Genomic DNA, 23,021 nt, shown 5'->3' with positions numbered 1-23,021 from the left:
GCAATAAAATCCGTTAGCTTTCACATAGGCTAAGGCGAGATTTTCGGCTTAGCCGGATAATCTGGCTGCGGGAAAAGCACCTGCGCACGATTGATGACCAAGGTTTACCCTGCGACAGAGGGAGAGATACTGTTCAAAGGCAGAGACATCTCTACTCTGAAAAGCCGTAAAGATATCTTGGATTATCGCAGCCGTGTGCAAATGGTTTTTCAAGACCCCTTTGGTTCACTCAATCCCACTCACACTATTGATCACCATTTAACGCGCCCACTTAAGATCCATAAACAGGTAGTCACTAAACAGGCTCTCACAGAGCGCCTCAAAGAGTTATTAACGCTGGTGGAGTTACCCATCGAAACGCTAGCCAAATACCCGCACGAGCTCAGTGGGGGCCAAAGACAGAGGGTTAACCTAGCCAGAGCACTGGCCGTTGGCGCTGAGGTTATTCTTGCTGACGAACCCACCTCGATGTTGGACGTTTCGATTCGACTTGGCGTGTTGAACTTGATGCAAAAAATGAAGAAAGAGTTAGGCATAGGCTTTTTGTACATAACCCACGACCTTGCCACGGCACATTACATCGCTGAAGAGACGGCGGTGATGTACAAAGGGCAGATCGTCGAGTGGGGATCAACCCAGTCGATCTTGACCAATCCACAACACCCGTACACTAAGTTGTTGATCTCTGCGGTACCAGATCCCGATCTGCCATTTGGCGAACTCGTCAAAAATGAGCCAAACTATTCAATAGACGCTGATCGTATTCGAGAGCAGAGCTGTGAAATACAGCATGAAATCAAACAAGTTTCTGATAATCACTTTGTAAAACAGTGGGATAACGTTGCATGAATGAACTAGACACTTGGTTAGAGCGGATCGGAGATTGGTACAAAGACCGAAAGCATGATCAAGTGGACCGGTTAGAACCTTTGATCTTAACGCCTCCAGATGCGCTCTGGGGGCCATTGATCACGGATGAGCAGAGCAAAGGCATCGCATGTTGGCTAGACGGATGCCTGAGAATCTTTACTTTCTATCGCCACCTCGCGGATTCATCGAATCCGGAGTTGGCTTCGCAGGAGGCCAACAGCTCAAGCCATCAAGATAAAGCCTACCAATACCTAATGTTTGCCTACAGTAAGCTGCAAGCGGTGTCATGTGACCCAAAATCAGAAGCAGGATTGCAAGAGTGGTGTACACAGCGGCTACAACACTTGTGTGTATTGGCTTTGGAATTTACGAACCAACAGCAAGAACCACGTTGGAAAGCAGAGTCTGAAAAATTGATCGAGTCGCATGTACGCTTTATGGCAACCCATCCCCGAAACGATGATCAAGGAATTATTCAACGCCATCTCCACTGATCAAGCCCTTCTCGATCAAGCATCAAATCAGAATCTCACCAGAGCTAGATCCGTAGAAAGCATGATCGAGCCTTGATCATGCTTCGGCGTTTAACTCTGTAAGCTATTGAATTTTAATGATTGAATGAATTTTAGGCAAAAAAAAGCGAGTCCCTTGGGAACTCGCAAAAATCTATTCAGTATGATGTAACAAAATATGAGCCAATCTATTAATCACAAGAAAGGACAAAGGTTGTCTATTCGGGATAAATAATAATCAACTAGATGCGCTACTTTGTCATCACTTTGTCAGCGTTAGGTGCGATTTTAATCAGCACCTAATGTGTTCAAAACTATCCATTCAGCGACGGTAAAACAGGCTTATCGCGATAGGATAATGACTAGTGGCCAATCGCCATTTCATCGAGCGCAAGGAACACGTTTTCGTCTAAATGACCTTCATGAACTTGTTTACACACTTTACGACGCACCGCTAAACCAGAGATCAAACGTTCAATGGACAGATGTCGATTGCTGGTGCTATCTCGGTCGTTATATAGCTCAATCAAGCGACTCAGTGTTTCGTATGGGATAACGTCCTCCCCTACTCTCAACCAATCAAGCTTCTCAATGAGCTCTGAGCACTCTTCTTTGATTGAGGCATGTGAGTGCCCTGTCATAGCAGATAAAGCCGTTATGCTGCGTTCTAGAGCCTCTGCAGAGGTATATTTAGAGAGAGTAATCATGATCTCGTCAGCGTTGATCTCAACAGAGTGTTTACGCTGCTTAACTCGACGTCCCAATTTGCCTCTTGGCGACGGTGCTTTACGCTGAATGGGTTCAAACTCACCATCGATAATCTCAGACAGCTCTTCCAGTTTCTGCTTAGACACCATTTCGTTACGAAGTGGGTTCGGCAGCGTTGGTGCCATATTACGCTTACCTGCGTTAGTGGTACGCGCTCTTGAGTAACGTAATACTTCTTCCACATTACATTTGATATCTACCTGATAATCGGTCGTTTTCCCTTTTTCGATCAACGCGGTGATCGTCAAGTGATAACCCCATAGATTAACCAGGAAGGTATCTTCTTGATCCCCGACTTCACCCAATTTTCTGAGCTCGCGGATCAGATCCATCGAGAAACGACGCCAATCGATGTTACGCGCCAATTTCTGGTTGAGCTCACTGAGCAACATGCTATCTGAATGGCGACGTGCCATGCGGCTTCTAAAGTACGAATACACTTGGAAAACCAAGGTATGTTGCTTCAGGATTTCTGGCGGAAATAGGAAGAAATAATCACGCGTCAGCAGCTCTTCGTAGAACGAAGGTTCCCAAACCAGGATGTATAGGTTCGGTTTAATGCGAATTTCGCCGTCAGAGCCCTCTGTAGGCGCTTCTTCCGATGCGGTAATGGTTCTAGCTAAGAATCGGAAACGATCACTCTTAAAGCCTTCTGGCATGTTCTCACTAAGCCAACGGCCTGTAAGCTCGTGCAGTTGGAAATCCGTGAATTCGATACGATCAATACTATCGCGGATCGAATCACGAGCAGGGCCGCTGTCTTTCTTGCCACGTAAAGACAAAATATCAGTGATGTAGAGTGGTGTTTTGTTTGGCGTGTGTTTCGCGTCTAGATGGTAATCATCTTGGTGATGATCATGATATTGAACGGTGAGAGTGAATAACGCGAATAGCGTCATCAGATCGTCAACGGTCATGATATTTTTAGAAGATCGTGTCTCGATCACAGCGCGAGTGCCAGAGATCGAAACCATGGATTTCTGGTAGCTCTTACGAGTTCTAGGTGGCGCTAACGCTTGATCAATAATCCCCGCCCAATTGGTTGGCGAAACAATGAATTGATCCGCTTCATCTTTCATCGTTGGTGGGGTATTCAACCCATGTTCATTCAGTAAGCGCTTGTTTACTTTGGTTTGAGCTAGGGCTTTAGAGCGCTTTTGCTTTTCATTTTGCTTCACGCTTTCTGTCACTAAGCTGGTGGCACCCAGCACCGATATCAATTGGTTTGGGTTCACAAAGCGATGCAACATGGTTTTACCAGCAAGGCCTTCTTCAAAGCGAACGGGGATTTGTTTGAACAATCCGATATTAACTGCAGCTCTCAGCCTTTGCTGTAAGGCTGCGCGAGTGACTTGACCATCGGTTGATTCAATAATCTCAGTGGTGGAAACGTACCCGTCTTTACTGCTAAACCCACGAAGTGAAATTAGGTTAAGAAGCTCAACTATGCTTTTGGTGACACCTTTGAAGTGTTGATATTGTTCTATCCATTCAACGGCTGTTTCAGATACCTCAAATAAATGACCATCTTTGTGGCTTCGTGCCTTAATTAACAATTTCTCTTCTGGTTTCATTTTTGATCCGTATCACACTAACCGTAATTTCACTATAGTTCCTGAATGATAAAGAAAGAATGATCATAAATAAAGAGAATTTATTGGCTTTTAAATAACTGATCTTTTTGATTAATATGATCTTAAATGATTAAGTGATCTAATGATCTGGACGTGACTTTGCTTATAAGTGGTTGAATTTAAAGCATTAAAATAAATCACCTTGGAAAGCATGATCATAAAGGTTCCGAAACTATGATCATTAAACTTAAGAAAGCATGATCACAGAACATCAGAACGATGATCATTAAGTCATTGTAAGCATGATCATTATTGGTTCGAAAGCATGATCATTATACTTATACAGCTTATCCACAGATCGGAATTCAACATCGGTTTCTAAGTCGCTTTTGACTTGTCTATGTAGACACTTGTGGCGGCCAATCTATCGGAACAATGATCAAGAGAGCATACTTTTTTATCGTTCCTGCCCTATTGAGCGCAAAATTTAGTCGGTATCCACTGGAAATGGGTTGCTTTGATGTATTTAGCGCTGGTGGGTCTTAACTAGGAAGCATGATCATGAAATTGTCATGTTTGTGTATTCTCGGTCTGTGTCGATTGAATTTTCAATCATTGAGCCCTTATAGGCGTTGAATCCCCATTCCAAAAGCATTTGTCCGTAACTTAGCTCATAAATTACATGCTTCCGGAACGATGTTTACTTGATCATTTTTCCGGAAGTTGATCATTTCCAATGTGCGGTTACTCGGATCAATATTGCTCAGTTTACGCCTTGATCATGCTTCATAATTTGGCGTTATTAATTATCTTACACTGGATGTGGTCCATGATCATTCTTCCGGTTAGGCTCCAATCCTCTGCTGTTTTTTGACACCCCGTCTTCTCTTCTGTTTTGAATCTTATTGTTCATTGAGCGTTTTTTAATTTTTATTGTATTGAAAATCTATAAATTCGAATGCAAATCACACCAACCGTAATCTACGGTTGTATTTCAATCGTTCCGAAGGTTTTTCGCTGAAATTCCATTTACATTGTAAATAAGTGATGCTGTAACATTTTAAATGTAGGTTAGAAATAACATAGGTTATGCATGATAAAAACGGTCATTTTTGTGTTTGTCTAAGGCGATGTTTCATCAAATTGTAAAAACGCGGTCTATTTTATGTGATTTTACTCATAAATGTATGTTCATGTTTTTGTTGTGTTTGTTGTTAATCGCTGTACAATTTGTACTTAGTTAATCATTACGGAAACTGGCAATGAAAAGAGAACAAACGATTGATAAGCTCTATCAGCTAGCCGAACAAACTCAACAAGTTCAGGCTGACCGAATTGAGATTATTTTGGAAGAGCGAAGTGATGAACATTTCCCTCCAATGTCTAAAGCTATGATGGAGACTCGTTCTGGTTTAACGCGTCGTAAACTCGATGAAGCAATCACTAAACTTGAAGCTGATGGCCATCAGTTTACAAAGAACAACGCCAATCATTACTCGATTTCATTGACAGAAGCTCACATGTTGATGGACGCGGCAGAAGTGCCAAAGTTCCATGAACGTAAACAGCACGCTGACAATAAGCCATGGATTATCAACGTACAAAACCAGAAGGGTGGTACGGGTAAATCAATGACAGCGGTTCACTTAGCCGCTTGTTTGTCTCTGAATTTAGATAAGCGCTACCGTATCTGTTTGATTGACTTGGATCCACAGGGCTCTTTGCGTCTGTTCCTAAATCCACAAATTAGTGGGGCAGAGCACGACAGCATCTATTCTGCTGTCGATATCATGTTGGACAACGTGCCTGAAGACCAAGACGTCGATCTAGAGTTTCTTCGTAAGAACGTACTATTGCCAACTCAGTATCCAAATCTGAAGACAATTTCTGCTTTCCCAGAAGATGCGATGTTTAACGCTGAAGCGTGGCAAAGCCTTTCACAAGATCAGTCACTTGATATTGTTCGTCTGTTAAAAGAGAAGCTTATCGACAAAATCGCCGATGATTTCGATGTGATTATGATTGATACCGGCCCGCACGTTGACCCTCTAGTATGGAATGCAATGTACGCGTCGAACGCACTTCTGATTCCATGTGCAGCTAAGCGTTTGGATTGGGCTTCAACGGTTAACTTCTTCCAGCACTTACCAACGGTTTACGAAATGTTCCCGGATGATTGGAAAGGGCTCGAATTTGTTCGTCTAATGCCAACCATGTTTGAAGACGACAACAAGAAACAAGTGTCAGTTCTGACCGAAATGAACTACCTGTTGAATGACCAAGTAATGATGGCAACCATTCCAAGAAGCCGTGCTTTTGAAACCTGTGCTGACACTTACAGCACAGTTTTCGATCTAACGGTGAGCGACTTTGAGGGCGGTAAGAAAACTCTAGCTGTTGCTCAAGACGCAGTACAAAAAAGTGCTCTAGAATTAGAGCGCGTATTACATAGCAACTGGCCTTCACTTAATCAGGGATAACAACAATGGCAATTAAAACATCTGACTTAAATGCAAAGCTATTTGGTAAAGCAAACAAACGTCGCGTAGCAACACCACAAGAAGCGCAAACAGCGGCAAAAGAACAGGCTCAAGTGATCGAGCTTTCTGTTGCTGGCGAAGATCTGGTTTCATTTGAATTGGTTCGAATTCCTGCGGCTGAAGTGGCAACTCGAACGGTTGTTTTTGAAGAGAACGCTCGTGAGCAATCTTTCTTAAATGAGCACGCGCTTTCTGATGTTCTTACAACATTGAAAGAACGTGGTCAGCAATACCCAGCGGTTGGTCGTAAGAACAAAGACGGTAAGATTGAAGTTCTTGATGGTAGCCGTCGTCGTATGTCATGTATTTTGGCTGACAAAGAGTTCCTAATCTATGTTGCTGAAAACATTAACGGCGAACACGCTAAGTTCCTATCAGACGTAGCTAACGCTCATAAACCGCTTTCTCTTTACGAGAAGGGCAAAGAGATGCAAGCGAAGCTGGATAAAGGCGAAGCTGAAGATCAGAAAGCACTGGCTAAAATGTTCCAGTGCAGTGAAGCTTTAGTGAGTGGTGCATTGAAAGCAGCTGCTCTACCACTTGAATTGCTACAAGCTTACCCAAATGTGAGCGACCTTGGTCGTCCAACTATTGTTAAGCTACACAAGCAGTTTGGTGGATTGACGAGTGAACAGCAGCAAACACTGCTGACTAAGTGTGATGCTTCTGAAGGTTTCGTATGGCAGCGTAGTGAAGCTCAAGGCGTAACTCGTCTAACCAAAGACGTGACAGAAACTTTGGAAGGTTGGATTCTTGAATTGTCGCCAGCGCCAGCGAAAAAAGCTTCTCCAAAAGTTGAGCTTATTAAGGGCCGCGCATCATACAGCCGCAAGGGTTCAAACTTGGCGTTGAACCTTAAGAAAGTTGATGATGCAACAATGGAAGAAATCCTCGCCTTCGTTCAATCGAAGCTCGACTAAGTCGACGACTTTTCATTACTCCTCTAAAGCCGCTTAATGCGGCTTTTTATTTGGCTGTGATAAACTGTGTTTAGATGAATCTGGACGCTAACTATGACAAACCCAACCAACACTTTTCTGCAGACACTTTCTAATATTGCTCAACATAACGATCACCGTTACGGTGTGGTCTTTGATGGCGATTTTGATTGGCAAAACTCAGCTGTTTTTACCTTCCTTCAAGACTCACACACTCCGAGCATCTTCCAGATTGGCGGTACGTCATTTGAAGGTGTGATTCATGCTCCAGTAAAAAAAGGCCAACAACTGCTTGGTCGTGAGTGCCAAGTTCTTGTTTGTGACTTTAGAGAGCAGTTTGATGCGAATGGTTTTAGTGCTGCGCTGGGTTCGTTAGTCGGTGGTGGGCTGTTGTTGGTGTTGCCGCCAAAAGTTGATGCCTCTGAAGATAGCGAAAGCTTTGGTCAACGTTGGTTAAAATGTCATTTCGATAAACTTATTTCTGTTTCACAACACAATGAAGCCGGCGATGTAGTTCAAGCGACTCACGCTCTTCCTCAGATGCAAAGTGCCCAAAACGGATTGGATAAATTTGAACAGCAAAATACGGCTGTTGAATTAGTTAAAAAAGTGGTGTCTGGACATCGTAAACGTCCTTTGATTCTCACTGCGGATAGAGGGCGTGGTAAAAGCTCGACATTGGGTATTGCCGCAGCGCAGCTGTTAGTTGAGCGTCACGGGTTTAATATTATTGTTACCGCGCCTTCAGTGAAAGCGGTAATGACGGTATTTTCTCATGCTAGCCAAGGGTTAGAATCTTGCGAAGTGGTTAACGCTACTCACATTCGTCATCAAGGTGGCAGTTTAAGATTCGTCGCAGCAGATGAATTACTTAAATCTAAGCCTGATTGCGATCTGTTATTGGTTGACGAAGCAGCTGCAATTCCAATTCCGATGCTTAAATCCATGGTCGACATCTATCACCGTATGGTCTTTTCAACCACGGTACATGGTTACGAAGGCAGTGGGCGAGGGTTCGGTATTAAGTTTGAGTCTTGGCTTTCTGAGCATCGTCCGGGGTGGAAAGGCTTTAAGCTCGAACAACCGATTCGTTGGAATAGCAACGATCCGCTAGAAGCTTGGTTGTTTGATTGCTTCCTACTTGGTAATGACGCATCAGTCACTGAATCGGCGGTTGATGAAATCGAAGGCTTTTCTGCTGACGCAATCAACCAATTAAACTTGGGCGAGTTATCAAAATCAGAATGCTTGGCTAATCCTGAGCAGCTACAACAATGTTTTTCTCTTCTCGTGGATGCGCACTATCAGACCTCGCCAAATGACTTAATGCAATTTCTCAACAATCCAGCAATCCGTTTATACGCCGCTTGGCAGCAAGATAAATGTTTAGGTTGTATGTTAGTGACGGAAGAGGGTGGTTTGGACAGCGAGTTGATTGCTCAAGTTCAACTTGGAAAACGCAGGCCTCAAGGTCACCTTGCCCCTGTATTACTGGCAAACCAATTTGGCTGTACTCAGGCGGCGACCAGTCGGTGCCTTCGAGTTATGCGCATTGCTGTTTCAGCACGTCATCAAGGTTTGGGTATTGGCCGTTGGATGTTGGCTCAGTTATCACAGCAAACCAGCCAAGCAGATTATCTGGCGACAAGTTTTGGCGCGACCAGCGAATTGATTTCTTTTTGGCGTGGTAGTGAATTTGAAGCTGTGCACATCGGCCACCAGCGAGATCAGGCCAGTGGCTGTCACTCGGTTCTGATGGTTAAGGCGCTTAACTCAAACTCTCAAGGCTGGATAAGCCAAGTTCAAAATCACTTCGAGCGTAGCTACTGTTTTCTTGTTTCAGGTTCTTTGGTTTCACTTGAAACCGATATGGTACGAGCGCTGCTGCCAAAGAGTGTTCACACTGTTAGCGAGTTTGAAACTCAGTTAGTTAGAAATCACGTGAACGGTGGCAACAGTTATGATGCGATCAGCTTCAGCGTACTGAACTTGATTCTACTCAGCAACGATCGAAACATAGGTATTTCTGACTTACTCATCGCAAAGGTTGTTCAGCAGAAAGAGTGGGGGACTTGTGTCGAACAGTTTAATCTTGTTGGTCGAAAACAAGCAGAGATTCAGTTTCGTAAAGATGTCGATGCTCTGTTAGCAAATTTACAGTGTAAATAGGCTAGCCATCATTTAAATAGACTGACCGCTACAAATTAGATTTACAGTGTAAATTAGAATCTTGGATTTACACTGTAAACTGAAGCTCCATATTGAAATCCGTTTTTACCCTGACTATCTGTTACATCACTTCTGTTTCATCTCTCCATGACAGCCTTTAATCTTCTAAAGCTATTCGCCTTTACTATCTTGCACCAATATCGAATCGACATTCAATCACACGAAATATTCTGAAAAAATCTTCCTATGTATTTGTAAAGGCGAAGCAGATCATAAAATGTGTAAGTCTTATTTATGAGTCATGTTTGCAGAATCGAAAGTAAGTGATGTGACGCTGATTATTCTAATAATGTGATACTCAGCGCAGAATGAATTATATAGACTGAATAACAACTGAGTCATTAGGGATACTCAATTCGAATGTGGGATAACATCGTTACATTGTCGGAAGACAAGCAACAAGTAATGGCATGTCTGCCAACCGGGATTGTGGTTGACGCAAGCTTTGATAACAAGACGCTGCCACCAACCTTGGAAGCTTTGAATGCATCAAACTATTTTCTTTTCGAAGAAGAGGTGTTGCGTTTCGTTACTCTTGCTAAAGAAGGTAAGGGTGAAGCTTATGAAGGAATCTTGATTGCTGAAGTTCGAAATGCCACTGTTGCGGTCGAACTGTCTGATGATGAGATGTTGGCGAGTCTCGTGGTCACTGGTCCCTACAATGGACACCCACTGCGTGGTAGCGACATCATTCAGTGCTTATCTCTAGCTCAAATAACAAAAGGAATAAATAAGTTAGCGCTCAGAAAAGTTCTGATGATGAGTAGCAAACTTAAGCCCGGGGAAAAGTTTACTCAGCCCGTCGCTAAAGGGACACAACCAGTAAAAGGTAAGGATGCTAAGTTTGCCGCTTTGGTTGAAGATATTACTCGCCAAGTCTTGAAGCCTCGCAGCAAAGACGAAGGCAAGATTGATATGCGAGACTTGGGACAAACCATTACCGTTGGTAAAAATGATCACTTAATGAAACGTACCCCCGCTACCAAAGGCATCGCTGGCTTTACCGTTCAAGGCCGAATTATCCCACCGCTTCCTGGGCAAGACAGTTTAATCAAGCCAGGAAAGGGCACCTACATCTCCCCTGAAGATCCCAATTTACTACTCGCCTCACACCCTGGATTGCCCATCATTAAAGATCGAACCATCGAAGTGGATGACGCCTTATGTGTCAGCAATGTCGATGTCTCAACTGGGCATGTTAAATTTAAAGGTAATGTCTTCGTCTCTGGCAACATCGAGCCGGGGATGATCGTCAAGGCGACCGGAAGTGTTACGGTTGGTGGCTTTATCGAATCGGCCGAAGTTCAAGCCCAGGGGGATATCAAAGTCGCCAAAGGCATTATCGGCCATACGACTAAAGAGGGGGAGCCAAAAAGTTGTAAGGTATTCAGTAAAGGCTCTATCACAGCAAGCTACGCACAGAATGCTGAGCTACAAACGGCCAACGACCTTAGACTTGGTGTGCACAGTATGAGTAATGACATTCGCTGTGGTAACAACCTTATCGTGATGGACAGTTTGAAAAAACACGGCACGCTCAGCGGTGGTGAAGCCAAAGTCGGCGGGAAAGTAGAATGTGTCTTCTTAGGTGTTGAGGGAGACACCGCAACTAAAGTACATGGCTTTGCGCGCTACGATGGTTACCGACAAAAGCTAGCCGAGCTGAAGGAAGCTTATAAACACACTCAAGAGCAAACCATGGGTGTGATTCGCCAAGAGTTAGAATTTAAGAAGCGCCCTAAAACCGAGAGAAGCGAAGAGCAAGCCCTAGAAATTGAGCAGCAACGTGAGAAGAATAATCTCGCAATTGAAAACACAAAGTCGCAGCTAGATACACTCGAAGCGGAGTTTGCAACCAACCTTGCTGAATGCACTGTAGAGGTACACGAAAAAGTGTATACCCGAGTGACGATTCAATTTGGTGATGAGACAGTCACAACCAAGCGAACCCACGGCGGAAGTGTTTTCTCATTCAACCAATACGAGATCCAATGTTCATTCAAGATGGAGCAAGAGGATATTGCTTTGTAGACTTTTGTGCTGAACACAAAGTTACGTATGGTTAAGGTGCCGATACTGACAAATAAAAAAGGGGAGCTGATGCTCCCCCTTTTGGTTTCTACTGATAATTATTTATTTAGGTGGCTTGAGCGCTCTAACTAACGGCTCTCACTCGGCCTTGTTTAAGGTCTGAAAGAACCTGTGCTTTAGGACCATCTGCAATGATGCAGCCTTTCTCCATTACGATCACTCGATCGACAATGTCCAACATCGACGTTTTGTGTGTAATCAGAATTAACGTCTCGCTTGGTAGCAATTGGTTAAGTTGGTGTTTGATGTGCATCTCTGAACGGTTATCCATAGCACTGGTCGGCTCATCCATCAACAACACTGGCGGACGGCCAAGGAAGGCTCTAGCAATGGCAATTGACTGACGTTGTCCACCAGACAGCAAGGCACCACCTTCACCCACTTGGCGTTCCAAACCTGCAGGATCTTGTTGAGTAAACGCGGTTACCCCTGCACGGTTTGCAGCATCCATCACGTCACGGTCATCCACCAAAGGACGACCTAAAGTAATGTTGTCTCTTACTGAACCGTAGAACAGGTTACTGTCTTGCGGAACACAACCTATATTGCGTCGTACGTCGACATGATGCAGTTGCTCCATATCCGTGTCATCAATACGTACATGGCCTTCTGTGGGCTTGTACAGGCCCATAATCAGACGTTCTAGTGTGGTTTTACCTGAACCAATACGACCAATGATTGCTACTTTCTCACCAGGACTAATATTGAGGGTTAAGTCTCTAATTGAAGCCACTGGTGAATCTGGGTAGTGGAACGTCACTTTATCTAGCGCGATATGGCCCTGAATAATCGGACGGTGAATGTAGCGTTTACCTTCTTCTTGTTCATCAGGCATCGACATCACTTGCTCAATCAGAGTCATTGATGACTTTGCTTGGTTGTAACGAGTCGAAAGCAAAGACAGCTGAACAAGCGGGCCAATCGCTCGGCCGCTCAACATGGTTGCAGCGATCAAGCCACCCATCGTAAGTTCACCTTCTGCAATTAGATACACGCCAAAGATGATCATACCAACGTTAGTACTTTGCTGAACAAAGCCGGCGGTGTTTTGGATGCTGTCAGTGATGCGTCGACTTTTGATATTCCAATTCGCCATGTGAGCAACGGCTTCTTCCCAACGGAATTGGAATTGGCTTTGCGCACTGAACAGCTTAACCGTCTCTAACCCTGCCAAACTCTCGATTAAGTTCGCGTACTTCTGCGAAGCAAGACGAGAGCCTTCCTCAATGGTACGGCGCAGTGGACCTTGGATTAGCAATGCATAGACGATCAAAATGACCACGCCAGCAACGGGAACAAACACAAGGTTTCCAGCCATTAACCAAATTAGCGCTAAGAACATCAGTGCGAAGGGGAGGTCGATTAACGAGCCAATGGTTGCAGAGGTAAAGAATTCACGAATGGATTCGAACTCTTGCAAGTTTTTAGCGAAAGCACCGACAGAAGCAGGCTTCGCTTCCATACGAATCCCCAGTACTTTACTGAACAGTTTGGAGGAAATGAGAATATCGGATTTCTTACCGGCAACGTCAATGAAGTAGCTGCGCATCAATTTGAGCAGCAAATCGAATAGGAACACGACAAAGATACCACTTGCCAGCACCCACAAAGTTTCAAAGGCGAGGTTGGGAACTACCTTGTCGTACACCAAGCGTGTAAACATCGGCGCGGCAATCGCGAAGATGTTGATAAGAATGGAGGCAATCAACACATCTCGGTAGATGTTTTTAGATTCCCAAATCGTGCTCCAAAACCAATGCCCTTTACGTGTTTTTAGAACTTCTGGTGAACGTTCATCATAACGGAACTGTTTCTTTACCAAGAAGTAGCGGCCGATGAATTGTTCTTTCAGCTCTTCGACAGGAATGATGATTGGCACCATTCCGCTTTCCGCAGTAATGATTTCCGCTTCTTGCTTCTCTAAATCGATACTGTTGAGAACGCACGCCTCACCTTGTTTAAGTAGTAAGACCGCAGGCAGTATCAGGTGAGGAATCTTTTCTAAGTCGGAACGGTTTTCTTTTGCCACTAATCCTGCTCGTTCAGCAGAGCGTGGGAATAGGAAAGGGGTTAGCTTTCCATCGGATAGTGGTAGCCCATTGATCAACGCTTCGGGCGAGTTAGCTAACCCGTAATACCGGCTAACGTAGATCAGTGAGTTCAATAGTGGATCTTGCATGTGATATAACCCTTACAACTATTTATCAACAATGAAGCCTTGGAACACTTCTACGTAGTTATCAGACAGGATATCTAGCTGAGTCTGAGTTTCTATTCGAGACGCAATGGTGGTTATGCCTAGGTTGTGAGCGGTTCTAGAGATCGACGTTAAGGTGAATTTCTGTTTTTCATCATCAAGGTTGTGCGTAAACAAGTAATCCAACTTCACATAGCTTGGGCGGTACTCGTTGATGTAATCCAATGATTGGAAATTACGTCCGTAGTTATCAACCCCGAATACGGACTCAGCGTTACGAATGGTGTTACACAGCAGCGCCGTGTAGTGCGGAACGTTGATGAAGCAGTTTTCTGGAATCTCAAAGTGCAACAGGTGAGCGATTGAAGCATTCTGTTCAAGCGTCTTACCGATCCAACGGATGAAGCTTGGTTGAGATATACTGCTTGGCGAGAGATTAATAGCGACTGGGCTGGTTACTTCTTTTGCATTGAGCTTTTCAACCATCTTCTCAATAACGTATTGGTCGAGAATGTGGCTCATTTCAAGCTGTTCTAGCGCGTATAGATACTGGTTAGCACCGTAACGCACGCCATCTTTTTCAATCGCAGAGAACACCTCTTGGTGATACGTTTTACCAAAGGCATTGTTTGCAGCCTGCAAACGGAAGGTAATGAGGTCGTTGATGATCGCTTCTTCAACCAACATACGCCATTGTTGTTTGCCCATCACTGCGCCGTGATCGTCTGCGGTTACGTAGCCGTAAGCAAGTTCTCGATTCGCCTTGGCACTTGAGAGTGCGTTATCCACCAGCGACATGATTTCAGTACTGGTTTTACGCTTGTTGCTGTAGGTCACACCAAGAGCAATATGTGGATTCGCAGTGCCTGTTGGGTCTGAACCTAGGCTCTGGATACAGTTTACGATGCTGCTCGCGACAAGTTTCAGTTCGCTCTCATCAATGTTTGGCATGATGAAACCGAACTCGTCACTAGAAATACGAGCGATGGTGATATCTGGATATGAAATTGAAGCTTGCAGCTGTTCAGCCAGTTGATGAACCAAGGCATCACCTTCTTGATAGCCCTTTTCATCGTACTCTTCACTGATAAACTCCGCTTTAAGTACCGCTAAACCACCTAAGCTCGACTCCTCTAACCATTGAGTTAACTGAGACATGTAGTAAGCACGGTTACCTAGCTGAGATACAGGGTCGATATATGCTCTTTCACGTAACTTCTGAGCTTCTTTCGCTTGGTTTTTAAATGCCAGTTCAACTTGAGTCGACATGTGGTTGATACCATCGACAACCAAGGTGAGATCTTTTGTCTTTGGACGAGCCAGAGGTTCGCCAAACTGATTCTTGGCGATCTGATCCATCTTGGTAATGATCAACGAGAGCGGGCGTAAAGCGCGCTTAAGGATCCAAGAGATAGACACCAAACCGAGCAAGAAGATCGTGCCAAATATGCTCAGTAAGCGGATGAATGCTTGCCAAAGTTGATCGTAGGCAGGGCCTGGGTGACTTACGATCTCGACCTCGGCCAATTGCATCCAGCCACTGGTGATCACGCGGCGGTCATGAACAGGCTCGAACAGGTTTAGGTTGGTAAACCACTCTGGTACGCCAGTTGGCTTTACAGGGTATGAGCGGAGAATGTCTTCACCGCTATCGAGAAAGATCAATCGAACGACTGAGTAAGAACTGCCATCAAACAGGGCGTTGATAACAGACTCCACTGCCACCTTGTCCTTTTCTTCTAGGTAAGGGGCGAGAGCCAGTCCAACAGTATTAATGGTATTACTTACCTCAGAGCGTTGCTGCTCCTCTAAGTATCCACGGGTGGTATTGAATTCGATCATAAAAACTGACGTCATCAGCAGTATGAACACTGCAACCATCCCGACCACAAGCTGTTTATATAAAGTCATTGTACCTACTCATCGTAATTGATAATGGGTTTGTTTAATTTTAGAGAGCGCTCACGTGAACGTAAGTCGTTCCATAAGCTCAATCTTGAAGATTTCCCTGCCAACTTGCCGCTGCCTGCTGCCGACTTGATCAACCAAAGGTTTTTACCGTTAAAACTGTAAATTGGTCTTAGATCTGGGCGTTTGGAACCGCGTTTAATTTCAGGGTTTAAGTTGTCCAAAATTAATGGCTCTGCACTCGGTGTTGAGTAGTAAGCTAACACCATGTGGAACTGGTTTAGTTCCAGTGCTTTTACGTACACTAATCGTAATTTCTTATCTGGGACGCCCAGTTCAAGCAAAGAGAAGTATTTTGCGATTGTGAAGTCTTCACAATCACCGGCGTTGCTGCCTAAAAATTCCAGTGGTGTTGCCCAGTAATCATTCTTTCCCCACAGTATGTTGTCATCGACAAAGTACATCTGGTTGAAGAACTGGTTCACCGACCTGAGCTTCTCTTTTTCACTTAATCCGTCGTATGACGTCATATTTGAGCGCCATGTTGCCACTCGCTTTCCGGCTCTATCGCCGTAGGTTTTGGTCACTGCATCTATCCACCGTTGGTCGCTCTTGTTGAGCGCCACAGAGGTGAAAGAGGTGAGGACCAGCAGCAATAGCGAAATCCGAGACTTCATAGCCTCTGCTCTTGTCTATTTGCTGTGTATTGAAAGGCGTTATCAAACATCAAACGTCATTACTCTTTTAGTGCATTGTTTTGAGCGCTTAATAGTGGCTTCAACATGTACTCAAGCACGGTTCTTTTACCCGTGATGATATCGACAGAGGCGGTCATACCTGGAATGATTGGCAACTCTTCGTTCTGTCCAAAATTGTGTTTTTCGGTGCGCACGCGCACGATATAGAAGCTATTGCCTTCTTCATCTTGAGTGGTATCGGCACTGATGTGCTCTAACACGCCTTCTAGACCACCGTACTTAGTGAAGTCATAAGCACTGAATTTAACGATGGCAGTCAATTCTGGGCGTAGGAACGCGATATCTTGCGGGGCGATTTTCGCTTCAACCAATAGAGAGTCTTCTGTTGGTACAATCTCAACGATGTCCATACCCGGTTGGATAACCCCGCCGACAGTATTAATACCCAATGTTTTAACGGTGCCTGTTACAGGAGAAACCACCACGGTACGGTTTACTCTGTCTTCTAGGCCAACGGCAGATTCGGTCATTGCAGAGAGCTTGTCTTGGGCTTGATTGAGTTTTTCTTGTTGTTCGGAGCGGAAGTTCAGTGCGGCGTCAATACGGCTGAGCATGGATTCTTTGATTGCTGAGCGTAAAAGAGGAATTTTTAGCTCGCTCGAAGTCATTTCTCGGCGAGTGTCGTTCACTTGTCTTTGCAGTTTAAGTAATTCAATTCGTGGTACCACCCCTTCATCGGCGAGAGGTTTGGTGATATCCAGTTCTTGGCGAGCAAACTGGTAGCTCTGTTTTAGGTTTCGAACACGCGCTTTAATCTCAACTAGGTCTTGCTGTTTCTGTTCAACTTGTTGATCAAAAACGGAAAGCTGGTTTCTCAGATTATTGAGATCTTGACGGTATTCTGCTTTTTGACGATTAACCAGTTGAGGTTGAAGTTCATAGAATTTAGGTGGGAACGCAAGCTTGCCATAATCGAGAGTGACACTTTTCTTCCATTCTTTTTCAGAGAATTCTTCATTGATGACAACACTGGTCAGGGAAGCGGAAAGCATTAACACGTTGGCGGTCAAGTTCGCGACTTGTTGTTCACGTTCGCGGAAGTCAGAACGGAATCGTGTGTCATCGATTAACAGCAGTTGTTGACCTTTTTGAACGCGTTGGCCTTCTTTAACTAAGATTTCTTTAACCAAGCCACCTTCAAGGTTTTGTACCACTTGGATCTGAGAGGAGGGGATCACTTTGCCTTGGCCAACGGTAACTTTGTCGATCTCTGCCCATGCAGACCACCCAATAGCAGCAATAAAAAACAGAACGATCACCCACAACATAATTCGCGCACTGGTGGGCGTATTGAGGAGTAGTGCCGCTGTTTTATCATCGACATACTCAAGCTCGGTCTCGTTCAATTTGCTGAAATTTTTCTGACTCATAACAGTCCTTGTTCGCTAAATAAAAGTGCAAGCCTATTGAGTGTATTCTTACTTTTGATAAATGTTAAGATTTTGCTCATTTAAATCTTTGAATTTATATATTTTTTAAGACTTATCGGTTCTTGAAATCTGTTTTATCGAGTTGGTGCTTTCTTAGTTTGTCATACAGTGTTTTTCGCGACACCTGCAGCTCTTGTTGTACCTCTTTTAAACGACCTTGATGGCGATGTAGCGCCTCAATCAAGATAATTTGTTCAAAGCTATCGGTGCGTTGGTTCAACGACTGTTGTTGCTCTTCAATGCTCATATCGAGTTCATTTTGCTCATCAGTATCGCTGTCGAGCGACGGCTGCTTAATTTGAGTCAGCACTCTGAGTTCAGCATGTTGGCGAAGCTGACGAATGTTCTCAGTCCAATGCGTTGCAATGAGTCGCTGAATCTCTTTTTCTGTAATGACGGGTGGCGGCAGTTGATAGCGACTGGCTGCACCACGAGCAAAGTGTTTGAACAAAGAGCCAATATCTTCCGTTCTTTGCGCCAAGGGTAGTAAATTAAATCGGCGCAGTTCACCTGTAATTGTAGTAGGAACTACTGTAGTTGCGATAATGATACAAGTTGCATTGGTCTTGCATGAGTTTTCACGAAGTAGAGTAGGTTTTAGGTTCGCTAACCACAGCCATTGATCCTGAGTTAGTGCTTCTGTCTCATGGATATAGAGTGTTCCACCTTGATGCTTCAAGAACAGTTGCAAAATAAACTGATGGAATGTCGCTTCGTCACTGCGTGGCAAATTAAACGCAGCGACAGGGCAAAGCTCCGCGGTTTGATGACTGTGTAAATCATGGGTGTATTGTGCTGTGACCCTTTTCCCCGTCCCTAAATCACCAACAAATAATAGAAGTGGGTTAGTTTTGGTATCTAGGGTGATCAATTCTCGGCGTAATGCCTGCATTGATGGTGATTGACCAATCAGTTTCGGGCCAACCTGATTTTGCATTGCCAACTCTTTACGCAATAGGTTGTTCTCTTCAACCAGTGCGAGCTTATCCGCCGCTTTTTTAACGGCAGTGAGTAGGGCATCGACCACAAATGGCTTTTCCAGAAAATCGTAAGCGCCGGCTTTCATCGAGGACACCGCGGTTTGCACGTCACCATGTCCGGTAAGTACGATGACCTGAAAATGAGGATTTTGGCTCAGTAACTTTTGCGTCAATTGAATGCCATCCATCACCGGCATGTGAATATCGGTGACGACAATTCCGGCTTGCGTGGTATCTATTTTCTTTAATGCCTCAATAGCATTGGGAAAGCAGACAATATCGATGCCTTCAATGAGCATGGCTTGTTCTACGGAGTCTCGAATGGCGGGTTCATCGTCGACAAAATAGAGTTTAGGCATAGAGTGCAAAAGTCGAGTCCTTAGCTGTAGGTGAGATTAGCAGTAATGTGAAATTCGTTTTCCGTTAACAATAACAACGGCGTGTTAGCCCTTATCGTTATATAACGGGATGTTTAGCGAGAATACCATGCCTGAAGGCTCTAATCGGTTCGCGCTGATCGTGCCGTGATACGCTTCAATAATCCGTTTCGATATTGAAAGCCCTAGCCCTAAGCCTTCCGGTTTGGTGGTAAAAAACGGGTCGAACAGCTGTTCTAGCTTATCGTTCGGCATGCCAATTCCGTTATCCCAAATGATCAGCTGACAAGCGTCATGATGCAGTTGCCATTCGATGCCTATCTGTGGGCTAGCCTGTTGGTCAACGCTTTCCAGGTTTTGTTGCTCCTGCAAGATTTTGTGTTCAAGAACTTGTTGTTGCAGCGCTTGAGTCGCGTTGTGAATCAGGTTCACTAGTACTTGCTCGAGTTCGGTTGGATGAATCGCAATATTGATGTCATCTGGCACCGTGCTTAGCCTTAGCGTAATGCCTTGCTTGATCATCAGCGCACTGAGAATGCTAGTGGCGTTATTGACCGCTTGATGCAGGTTCGCCACATGATGTTCTTGTTTGGTGACCTTGCGAGTAAAGACTTTGAGTCGCGCGATGATGTCGGTAATGGTGTTGTTGAGGCCAATCATTTTCTCAAGATTGCTTTTCACTAAATCGGTTCGTTCCATTTCCAGTAGCTTTAAGCTGTTTTCACTGTAGGTTCGCAGTGCTGCAAGCGGTTGGTTGATTTCGTGGTTAATGCTGGCTGACAGCTCACCGAGTACCGCTAGTTTCGCGGTTTGTGTCAGCTCTTGTTCTGTCTGTTTCAACTTCGACTGCGACTCTTGGTATTGAAAAAGGGTTTGTTGCAGCTGCTGATTGGATTGCTTCAAGTAGTGGGTACGTTTATCAACGGTTTGCTCTAGGTTTTGGTTGAGTCGGGTCAACGCCACTTTCGCGAGATAAGTCTGGCGCCACGACCAAGCGATGAGCATCACCAAGCTGTAAATCACCACGAAGATGACATCGATCTGAAAGATTTTAATAAGTTCAGCTCTGGTCTCTTTTAGGGCGACGACTTGGTACTGGTTGTTGCTGATGGTAGCGGGGTAAAGATTAAAAGCACCAAGCTTGAATAACTGGTTGGCGGTGAGCTCTTTTCGGATTTCATTGGATTGAAGGTTGCTAGATTGATTGGCGTTGCTAGCTTCTGACTGAGATCTTGAAGAACGAAAGGCTTCGATGATCGAAATTTCGCTTTGACCGTATTGGCGTTGAAGTGCGATATCCGTTTGTTGTTGCTGCGTTAATGGCAACAGTGAATGATAAAGCCATGGAGCTTGGCTTGATAGAAAGACCACTTGGTTCGAGTCGAGTACTACGATCTCAAAGTCGTCGCTGGTCAGGATGTTTTCGAGGTTTTCTAAACTCACTTTTACGGTGATAACCCCCACAATGTGATTCTCAACATACAGCGGTGAAGACAGAAAATAACCGCGTACGTTCGAACGAGCGCCTAGCGCGACATATTGTGTGTTGTTACCTTGAATGGCAGAAGCAAAGTAGGGACGAAACGAGAAGTTCTCACCTACAAAGGTACGAGGCTTTTGGTAATTACTGGAAGCGACCACAGTACCGCTCGGGTCATGAATATAGATGGTGTCGGCTTGGCTTTGATTCGACCATTCAAACAGCAATTGATTGAGCTGCGCAGCGGAAATCTTGTTTGCTCGTTGTGATGAGTCAAAATAAGAGAGCAAGCGCGGGTCATGGCTGAGCAAATCTGGGATCTGTTTGAATTTATCCAGCTCAGAATCGATTTGTAGATTGGCTTTATTCGCCGCTTCATCGAGTTGCTGAGTGACGATTTTTTCTTGGAATTGTACTGCCATAAAGTGGGTTGCGGTCAGCCCTGCAGCTCCCAATAACAATGAGAATAAAACAAAGGGCGTCATTAGGTTAGGCAGTATTTTGGTCACTCGGATCTCAGCTTGTCATCGGTTTGTATAAAGATTATCAATATGATGGAGAGAGTACCGAGATCTTGTTAACACAGAGCACCTTCTGTGAGACAAAACCATGGCTTAGACTTGTGTTTCAAAGGATTACGGCGCAAAATCACAAAAAAATTAAAAGGAGCAACCAAATGGAACTGACAGATATTCGTCGCGAATACGCTAAGGGTGGATTGAGACGCAAAGACTTGGCCGCAGACCCGATTGAGCAATTCAATCTATGGCTAGAGCAAGCCATTGAAGCGAAGTTGACGGACCCTACTGCCATGACAGTTGCTACGGTTGATGAAAATGGTCAGCCATTCCAACGAATTGTTCTGCTGAAGAATGTTGATAAGGACGGGTTCGTTTTTTACACCAACTTAGGTAGCCGCAAAGCGCACCAGCTTGAGCACAACAGCAAAATCAGTTTGCACTTCCCTTGGCATCCACTCGAACGACAAGTTCATATTACGGGCACGGCTGAAAAGCTGACCGCTATGGAAAATATGAAGTACTTCTCGTCACGTCCAAAAGAGAGCCAATTGGCCGCGATTGCAAGTAAGCAGAGTAGCCGCATTTCAGCGCGTGGGATTTTAGAAGGTAAGTATCTAGAGCTTAAACAGAAGTTTGCCAAAGGCGAGATTCCCGTGCCTTCTTTCTGGGGTGGTTTCCGTGTACGTGTAGATAGCATTGAGTTTTGGCAAGGTGGTGAACACCGCTTGCACGACCGTTTCTTGTTCTCTCGCCAAGACAACAGTTGGGATATTGATCGCCTAGCGCCTTAGGCTTTTTGATCGCTTAGCTGCTTAACAGATCTAAAAATGCCGTTGATTAGACTTATCAAATCAACGGCATTTTTTTGTCTGCATTTTCAGATGAACAGTCAATCAGTTACTGTGCAGAACAACGGAGATCTGTTTTTTGAGCAGAGTTTCTGGGATCACTGAGCCCAATCCTGAATCCAACGCATACTCAATCAATTGGCTTTTACTGCGTGCATCAAACTTCTGTTTCAATCTGGCGACATGACCTTCGACCGTTTTGATTGAAATGTTTAACGTCGACGCGATGTACTGTGGTTTCTTGCCGAAAAGCAGTAAGAACAGCACCTCTGATTCTCTCGAAGTCAGCCGCTTTTGCAGTTTAGACACACGCGGCTCTGACCCCGCAAGCGATGCCTGATTGCCTTTTGTTCCTGTGGCCTGACAAACCCAATGACCAACCTCTAAGATCGCGGTATCGGTAAGCTCTTGGCCATAGAAGATGGTGCCTTGGACGTTGTCGTCATCATCAAGCCAAGGGGTTTTGGTAAAGATATGGGCGTGCCAGCGTCCGTCTGGATAGGGGTGAATATCGAGAATCTTAAGGGTACTGCGTGTATCCATTACATGTTTGTCTTGAGCCCTGAAATCTTGTGCGCACTCAGTGGTTTGACTGGGCATGTCGAAGTCGGTCAAGCCAGTACAAGTCTCATTGGGTTTTAAGCCAATCAATTGGTTGTAAGCAAGGTTGGCATACACGAAGACCGAGTCAGTATCTTTGCAGCCCCAGCAGCCTGGAAGTTGTTCGAATAAAGAACGATGTATGGAGTTGAGTGGATCTGGCAAGGTTTTATCTCGTGTGTTGCGATGTTGCAATAATATCAGTTTCTTATAGCGCTGCAATGGCAATTAGAGTACGAAAAATAAGGGGTGACTGACAGTTAAACGGACTGTTGATTAACTGTGTCAATCACGGAGAATCGATGGGCATAAAGGGTGATAATCAGGCAAAAAAAAGCCAGCCTGAAGAGGGGCTGGCTAAAGACAAGATATGCCTTGTCGACATGTAGAAGATTTTCAG

At 44.7% G+C, this 23,021-nt stretch carries 14 protein-coding genes and 1 pseudogene; 7 read left to right on the top strand and 8 right to left on the bottom strand.

The annotated features are described in order from the left end of the window. Positions 1–60 precede the first annotated feature (60 nt). Positions 61–849, top strand: a pseudogene (locus LMH68_RS16690) (ABC transporter ATP-binding protein); the annotation flags it as partial. Next, the gene (locus LMH68_RS16685; protein WP_229647584.1) at positions 846–1,364 is read left to right on the top strand and encodes a transcriptional regulator; all 519 of its coding nucleotides are present in this window, start codon (positions 846–848) and stop codon (positions 1,362–1,364) included. The pseudogene LMH68_RS16690 and the gene LMH68_RS16685, both read left to right, overlap by 4 nt. 380 nt (positions 1,365–1,744) lie before the next feature. Here LMH68_RS16685 and LMH68_RS16680 read toward each other — a convergent pair whose 3' ends face one another. Further along, positions 1,745–3,724: a replication initiator protein RctB domain-containing protein gene (locus LMH68_RS16680; RefSeq protein WP_017061215.1), complete on the bottom strand. Its 1,980-nt coding sequence runs from the start codon at positions 3,722–3,724 to the stop codon at positions 1,745–1,747. A gap of 1,262 nt (positions 3,725–4,986) precedes the next feature. On the opposite strand from LMH68_RS16680, the gene LMH68_RS16675 reads away from it, so the two are divergent. The 4 genes from LMH68_RS16675 (at position 4,987) to LMH68_RS16660 (ending at position 11,462) form a co-directional block, all read left to right on the top strand. Beyond that, entirely contained in the window at positions 4,987–6,204 is a 1,218-nt protein-coding gene (locus LMH68_RS16675; protein WP_081229176.1) for a ParA family protein, read from the top strand. 5 nt (positions 6,205–6,209) lie between these two features. Then, on the top strand, positions 6,210–7,184 hold the full coding sequence (locus LMH68_RS16670; protein ID WP_229647585.1) for a ParB/RepB/Spo0J family partition protein: 975 nt from the start codon (positions 6,210–6,212) through the stop codon (positions 7,182–7,184). A gap of 93 nt (positions 7,185–7,277) precedes the next feature. Then, on the top strand, positions 7,278–9,371 hold the full coding sequence (locus tag LMH68_RS16665; protein ID WP_229647586.1) for a GNAT family N-acetyltransferase: 2,094 nt from the start codon (positions 7,278–7,280) through the stop codon (positions 9,369–9,371). A 420-nt stretch (positions 9,372–9,791) separates the two neighbouring features. Then, complete coding sequence (locus tag LMH68_RS16660) at positions 9,792–11,462, top strand: DUF342 domain-containing protein (RefSeq protein ID WP_229647587.1); 1,671 nt, start codon at positions 9,792–9,794, stop codon at positions 11,460–11,462. Between the two features lie 124 nt (positions 11,463–11,586). Here the strand turns inward: LMH68_RS16660 and LMH68_RS16655 are convergent, their stop codons facing one another. The 6 genes from LMH68_RS16655 to LMH68_RS16630 form a co-directional block, all read right to left on the bottom strand. After that, a complete protein-coding gene (locus tag LMH68_RS16655) occupies positions 11,587–13,701 on the bottom strand; it encodes a type I secretion system permease/ATPase (RefSeq protein WP_017061209.1) in 2,115 nt (704 codons plus the stop codon). A gap of 18 nt (positions 13,702–13,719) precedes the next feature. Then, entirely contained in the window at positions 13,720–15,630 is a 1,911-nt protein-coding gene (locus tag LMH68_RS16650; RefSeq protein WP_229647588.1) for a LapD/MoxY N-terminal periplasmic domain-containing protein, read from the bottom strand. 5 nt (positions 15,631–15,635) lie between these two features. Beyond that, positions 15,636–16,304: a transglutaminase-like cysteine peptidase gene (locus LMH68_RS16645; protein ID WP_019823329.1), complete on the bottom strand. Its 669-nt coding sequence runs from the start codon at positions 16,302–16,304 to the stop codon at positions 15,636–15,638. Between the two features lie 59 nt (positions 16,305–16,363). Next, the gene (locus tag LMH68_RS16640; RefSeq protein WP_017061206.1) at positions 16,364–17,755 is read right to left on the bottom strand and encodes an HlyD family type I secretion periplasmic adaptor subunit; all 1,392 of its coding nucleotides are present in this window, start codon (positions 17,753–17,755) and stop codon (positions 16,364–16,366) included. 112 nt (positions 17,756–17,867) lie between these two features. Continuing rightward, positions 17,868–19,154: a sigma-54-dependent transcriptional regulator gene (locus tag LMH68_RS16635; protein ID WP_102332339.1), complete on the bottom strand. Its 1,287-nt coding sequence runs from the start codon at positions 19,152–19,154 to the stop codon at positions 17,868–17,870. An 84-nt stretch (positions 19,155–19,238) separates the two neighbouring features. Then, a complete protein-coding gene (locus LMH68_RS16630; protein ID WP_229647589.1) occupies positions 19,239–21,161 on the bottom strand; it encodes a sensor histidine kinase in 1,923 nt (640 codons plus the stop codon). A 167-nt stretch (positions 21,162–21,328) separates the two neighbouring features. Here LMH68_RS16630 and pdxH point away from each other — a divergent pair, with 167 nt between their 5' ends. After that, entirely contained in the window at positions 21,329–21,964 is a 636-nt protein-coding gene (gene pdxH, locus LMH68_RS16625) for a pyridoxamine 5'-phosphate oxidase (protein ID WP_017061203.1), read from the top strand. 102 nt (positions 21,965–22,066) lie between these two features. On the opposite strand, the gene LMH68_RS16620 is transcribed toward pdxH, so the two are convergent. Then, the gene (locus LMH68_RS16620) at positions 22,067–22,849 is read right to left on the bottom strand and encodes a helix-turn-helix transcriptional regulator (RefSeq protein ID WP_032549012.1); all 783 of its coding nucleotides are present in this window, start codon (positions 22,847–22,849) and stop codon (positions 22,067–22,069) included. Between the last annotated feature and the right edge of the window lie 172 nt (positions 22,850–23,021).

This window comes from Vibrio sp. F13, from assembly GCF_020806305.2.
Lineage (GTDB): Bacteria > Pseudomonadota > Gammaproteobacteria > Enterobacterales > Vibrionaceae > Vibrio > Vibrio crassostreae_C.
The sequence above is the reverse complement of the archived record's forward strand: the minus strand, read 5'-3'. Positions and strand labels throughout refer to the sequence as shown.

Coding starts and splice junctions, on each gene's coding strand:
- LMH68_RS16685 (WP_229647584.1), top strand. CDS start 846: ATGAATGAACTAGACACTTGGTTAGAGCGGATCGGAGATTGGTACAAA.
- LMH68_RS16680 (WP_017061215.1), bottom strand. CDS start 3,724: ATGAAACCAGAAGAGAAATTGTTAATTAAGGCACGAAGCCACAAAGAT.
- LMH68_RS16675 (WP_081229176.1), top strand. CDS start 4,987: ATGAAAAGAGAACAAACGATTGATAAGCTCTATCAGCTAGCCGAACAA.
- LMH68_RS16670 (WP_229647585.1), top strand. CDS start 6,210: ATGGCAATTAAAACATCTGACTTAAATGCAAAGCTATTTGGTAAAGCA.
- LMH68_RS16665 (WP_229647586.1), top strand. CDS start 7,278: ATGACAAACCCAACCAACACTTTTCTGCAGACACTTTCTAATATTGCT.
- LMH68_RS16660 (WP_229647587.1), top strand. CDS start 9,792: ATGTGGGATAACATCGTTACATTGTCGGAAGACAAGCAACAAGTAATG.
- LMH68_RS16655 (WP_017061209.1), bottom strand. CDS start 13,701: ATGCAAGATCCACTATTGAACTCACTGATCTACGTTAGCCGGTATTAC.
- LMH68_RS16650 (WP_229647588.1), bottom strand. CDS start 15,630: ATGACTTTATATAAACAGCTTGTGGTCGGGATGGTTGCAGTGTTCATA.
- LMH68_RS16645 (WP_019823329.1), bottom strand. CDS start 16,304: ATGAAGTCTCGGATTTCGCTATTGCTGCTGGTCCTCACCTCTTTCACC.
- LMH68_RS16640 (WP_017061206.1), bottom strand. CDS start 17,755: ATGAGTCAGAAAAATTTCAGCAAATTGAACGAGACCGAGCTTGAGTAT.
- LMH68_RS16635 (WP_102332339.1), bottom strand. CDS start 19,154: ATGCCTAAACTCTATTTTGTCGACGATGAACCCGCCATTCGAGACTCC.
- pdxH (WP_017061203.1), top strand. CDS start 21,329: ATGGAACTGACAGATATTCGTCGCGAATACGCTAAGGGTGGATTGAGA.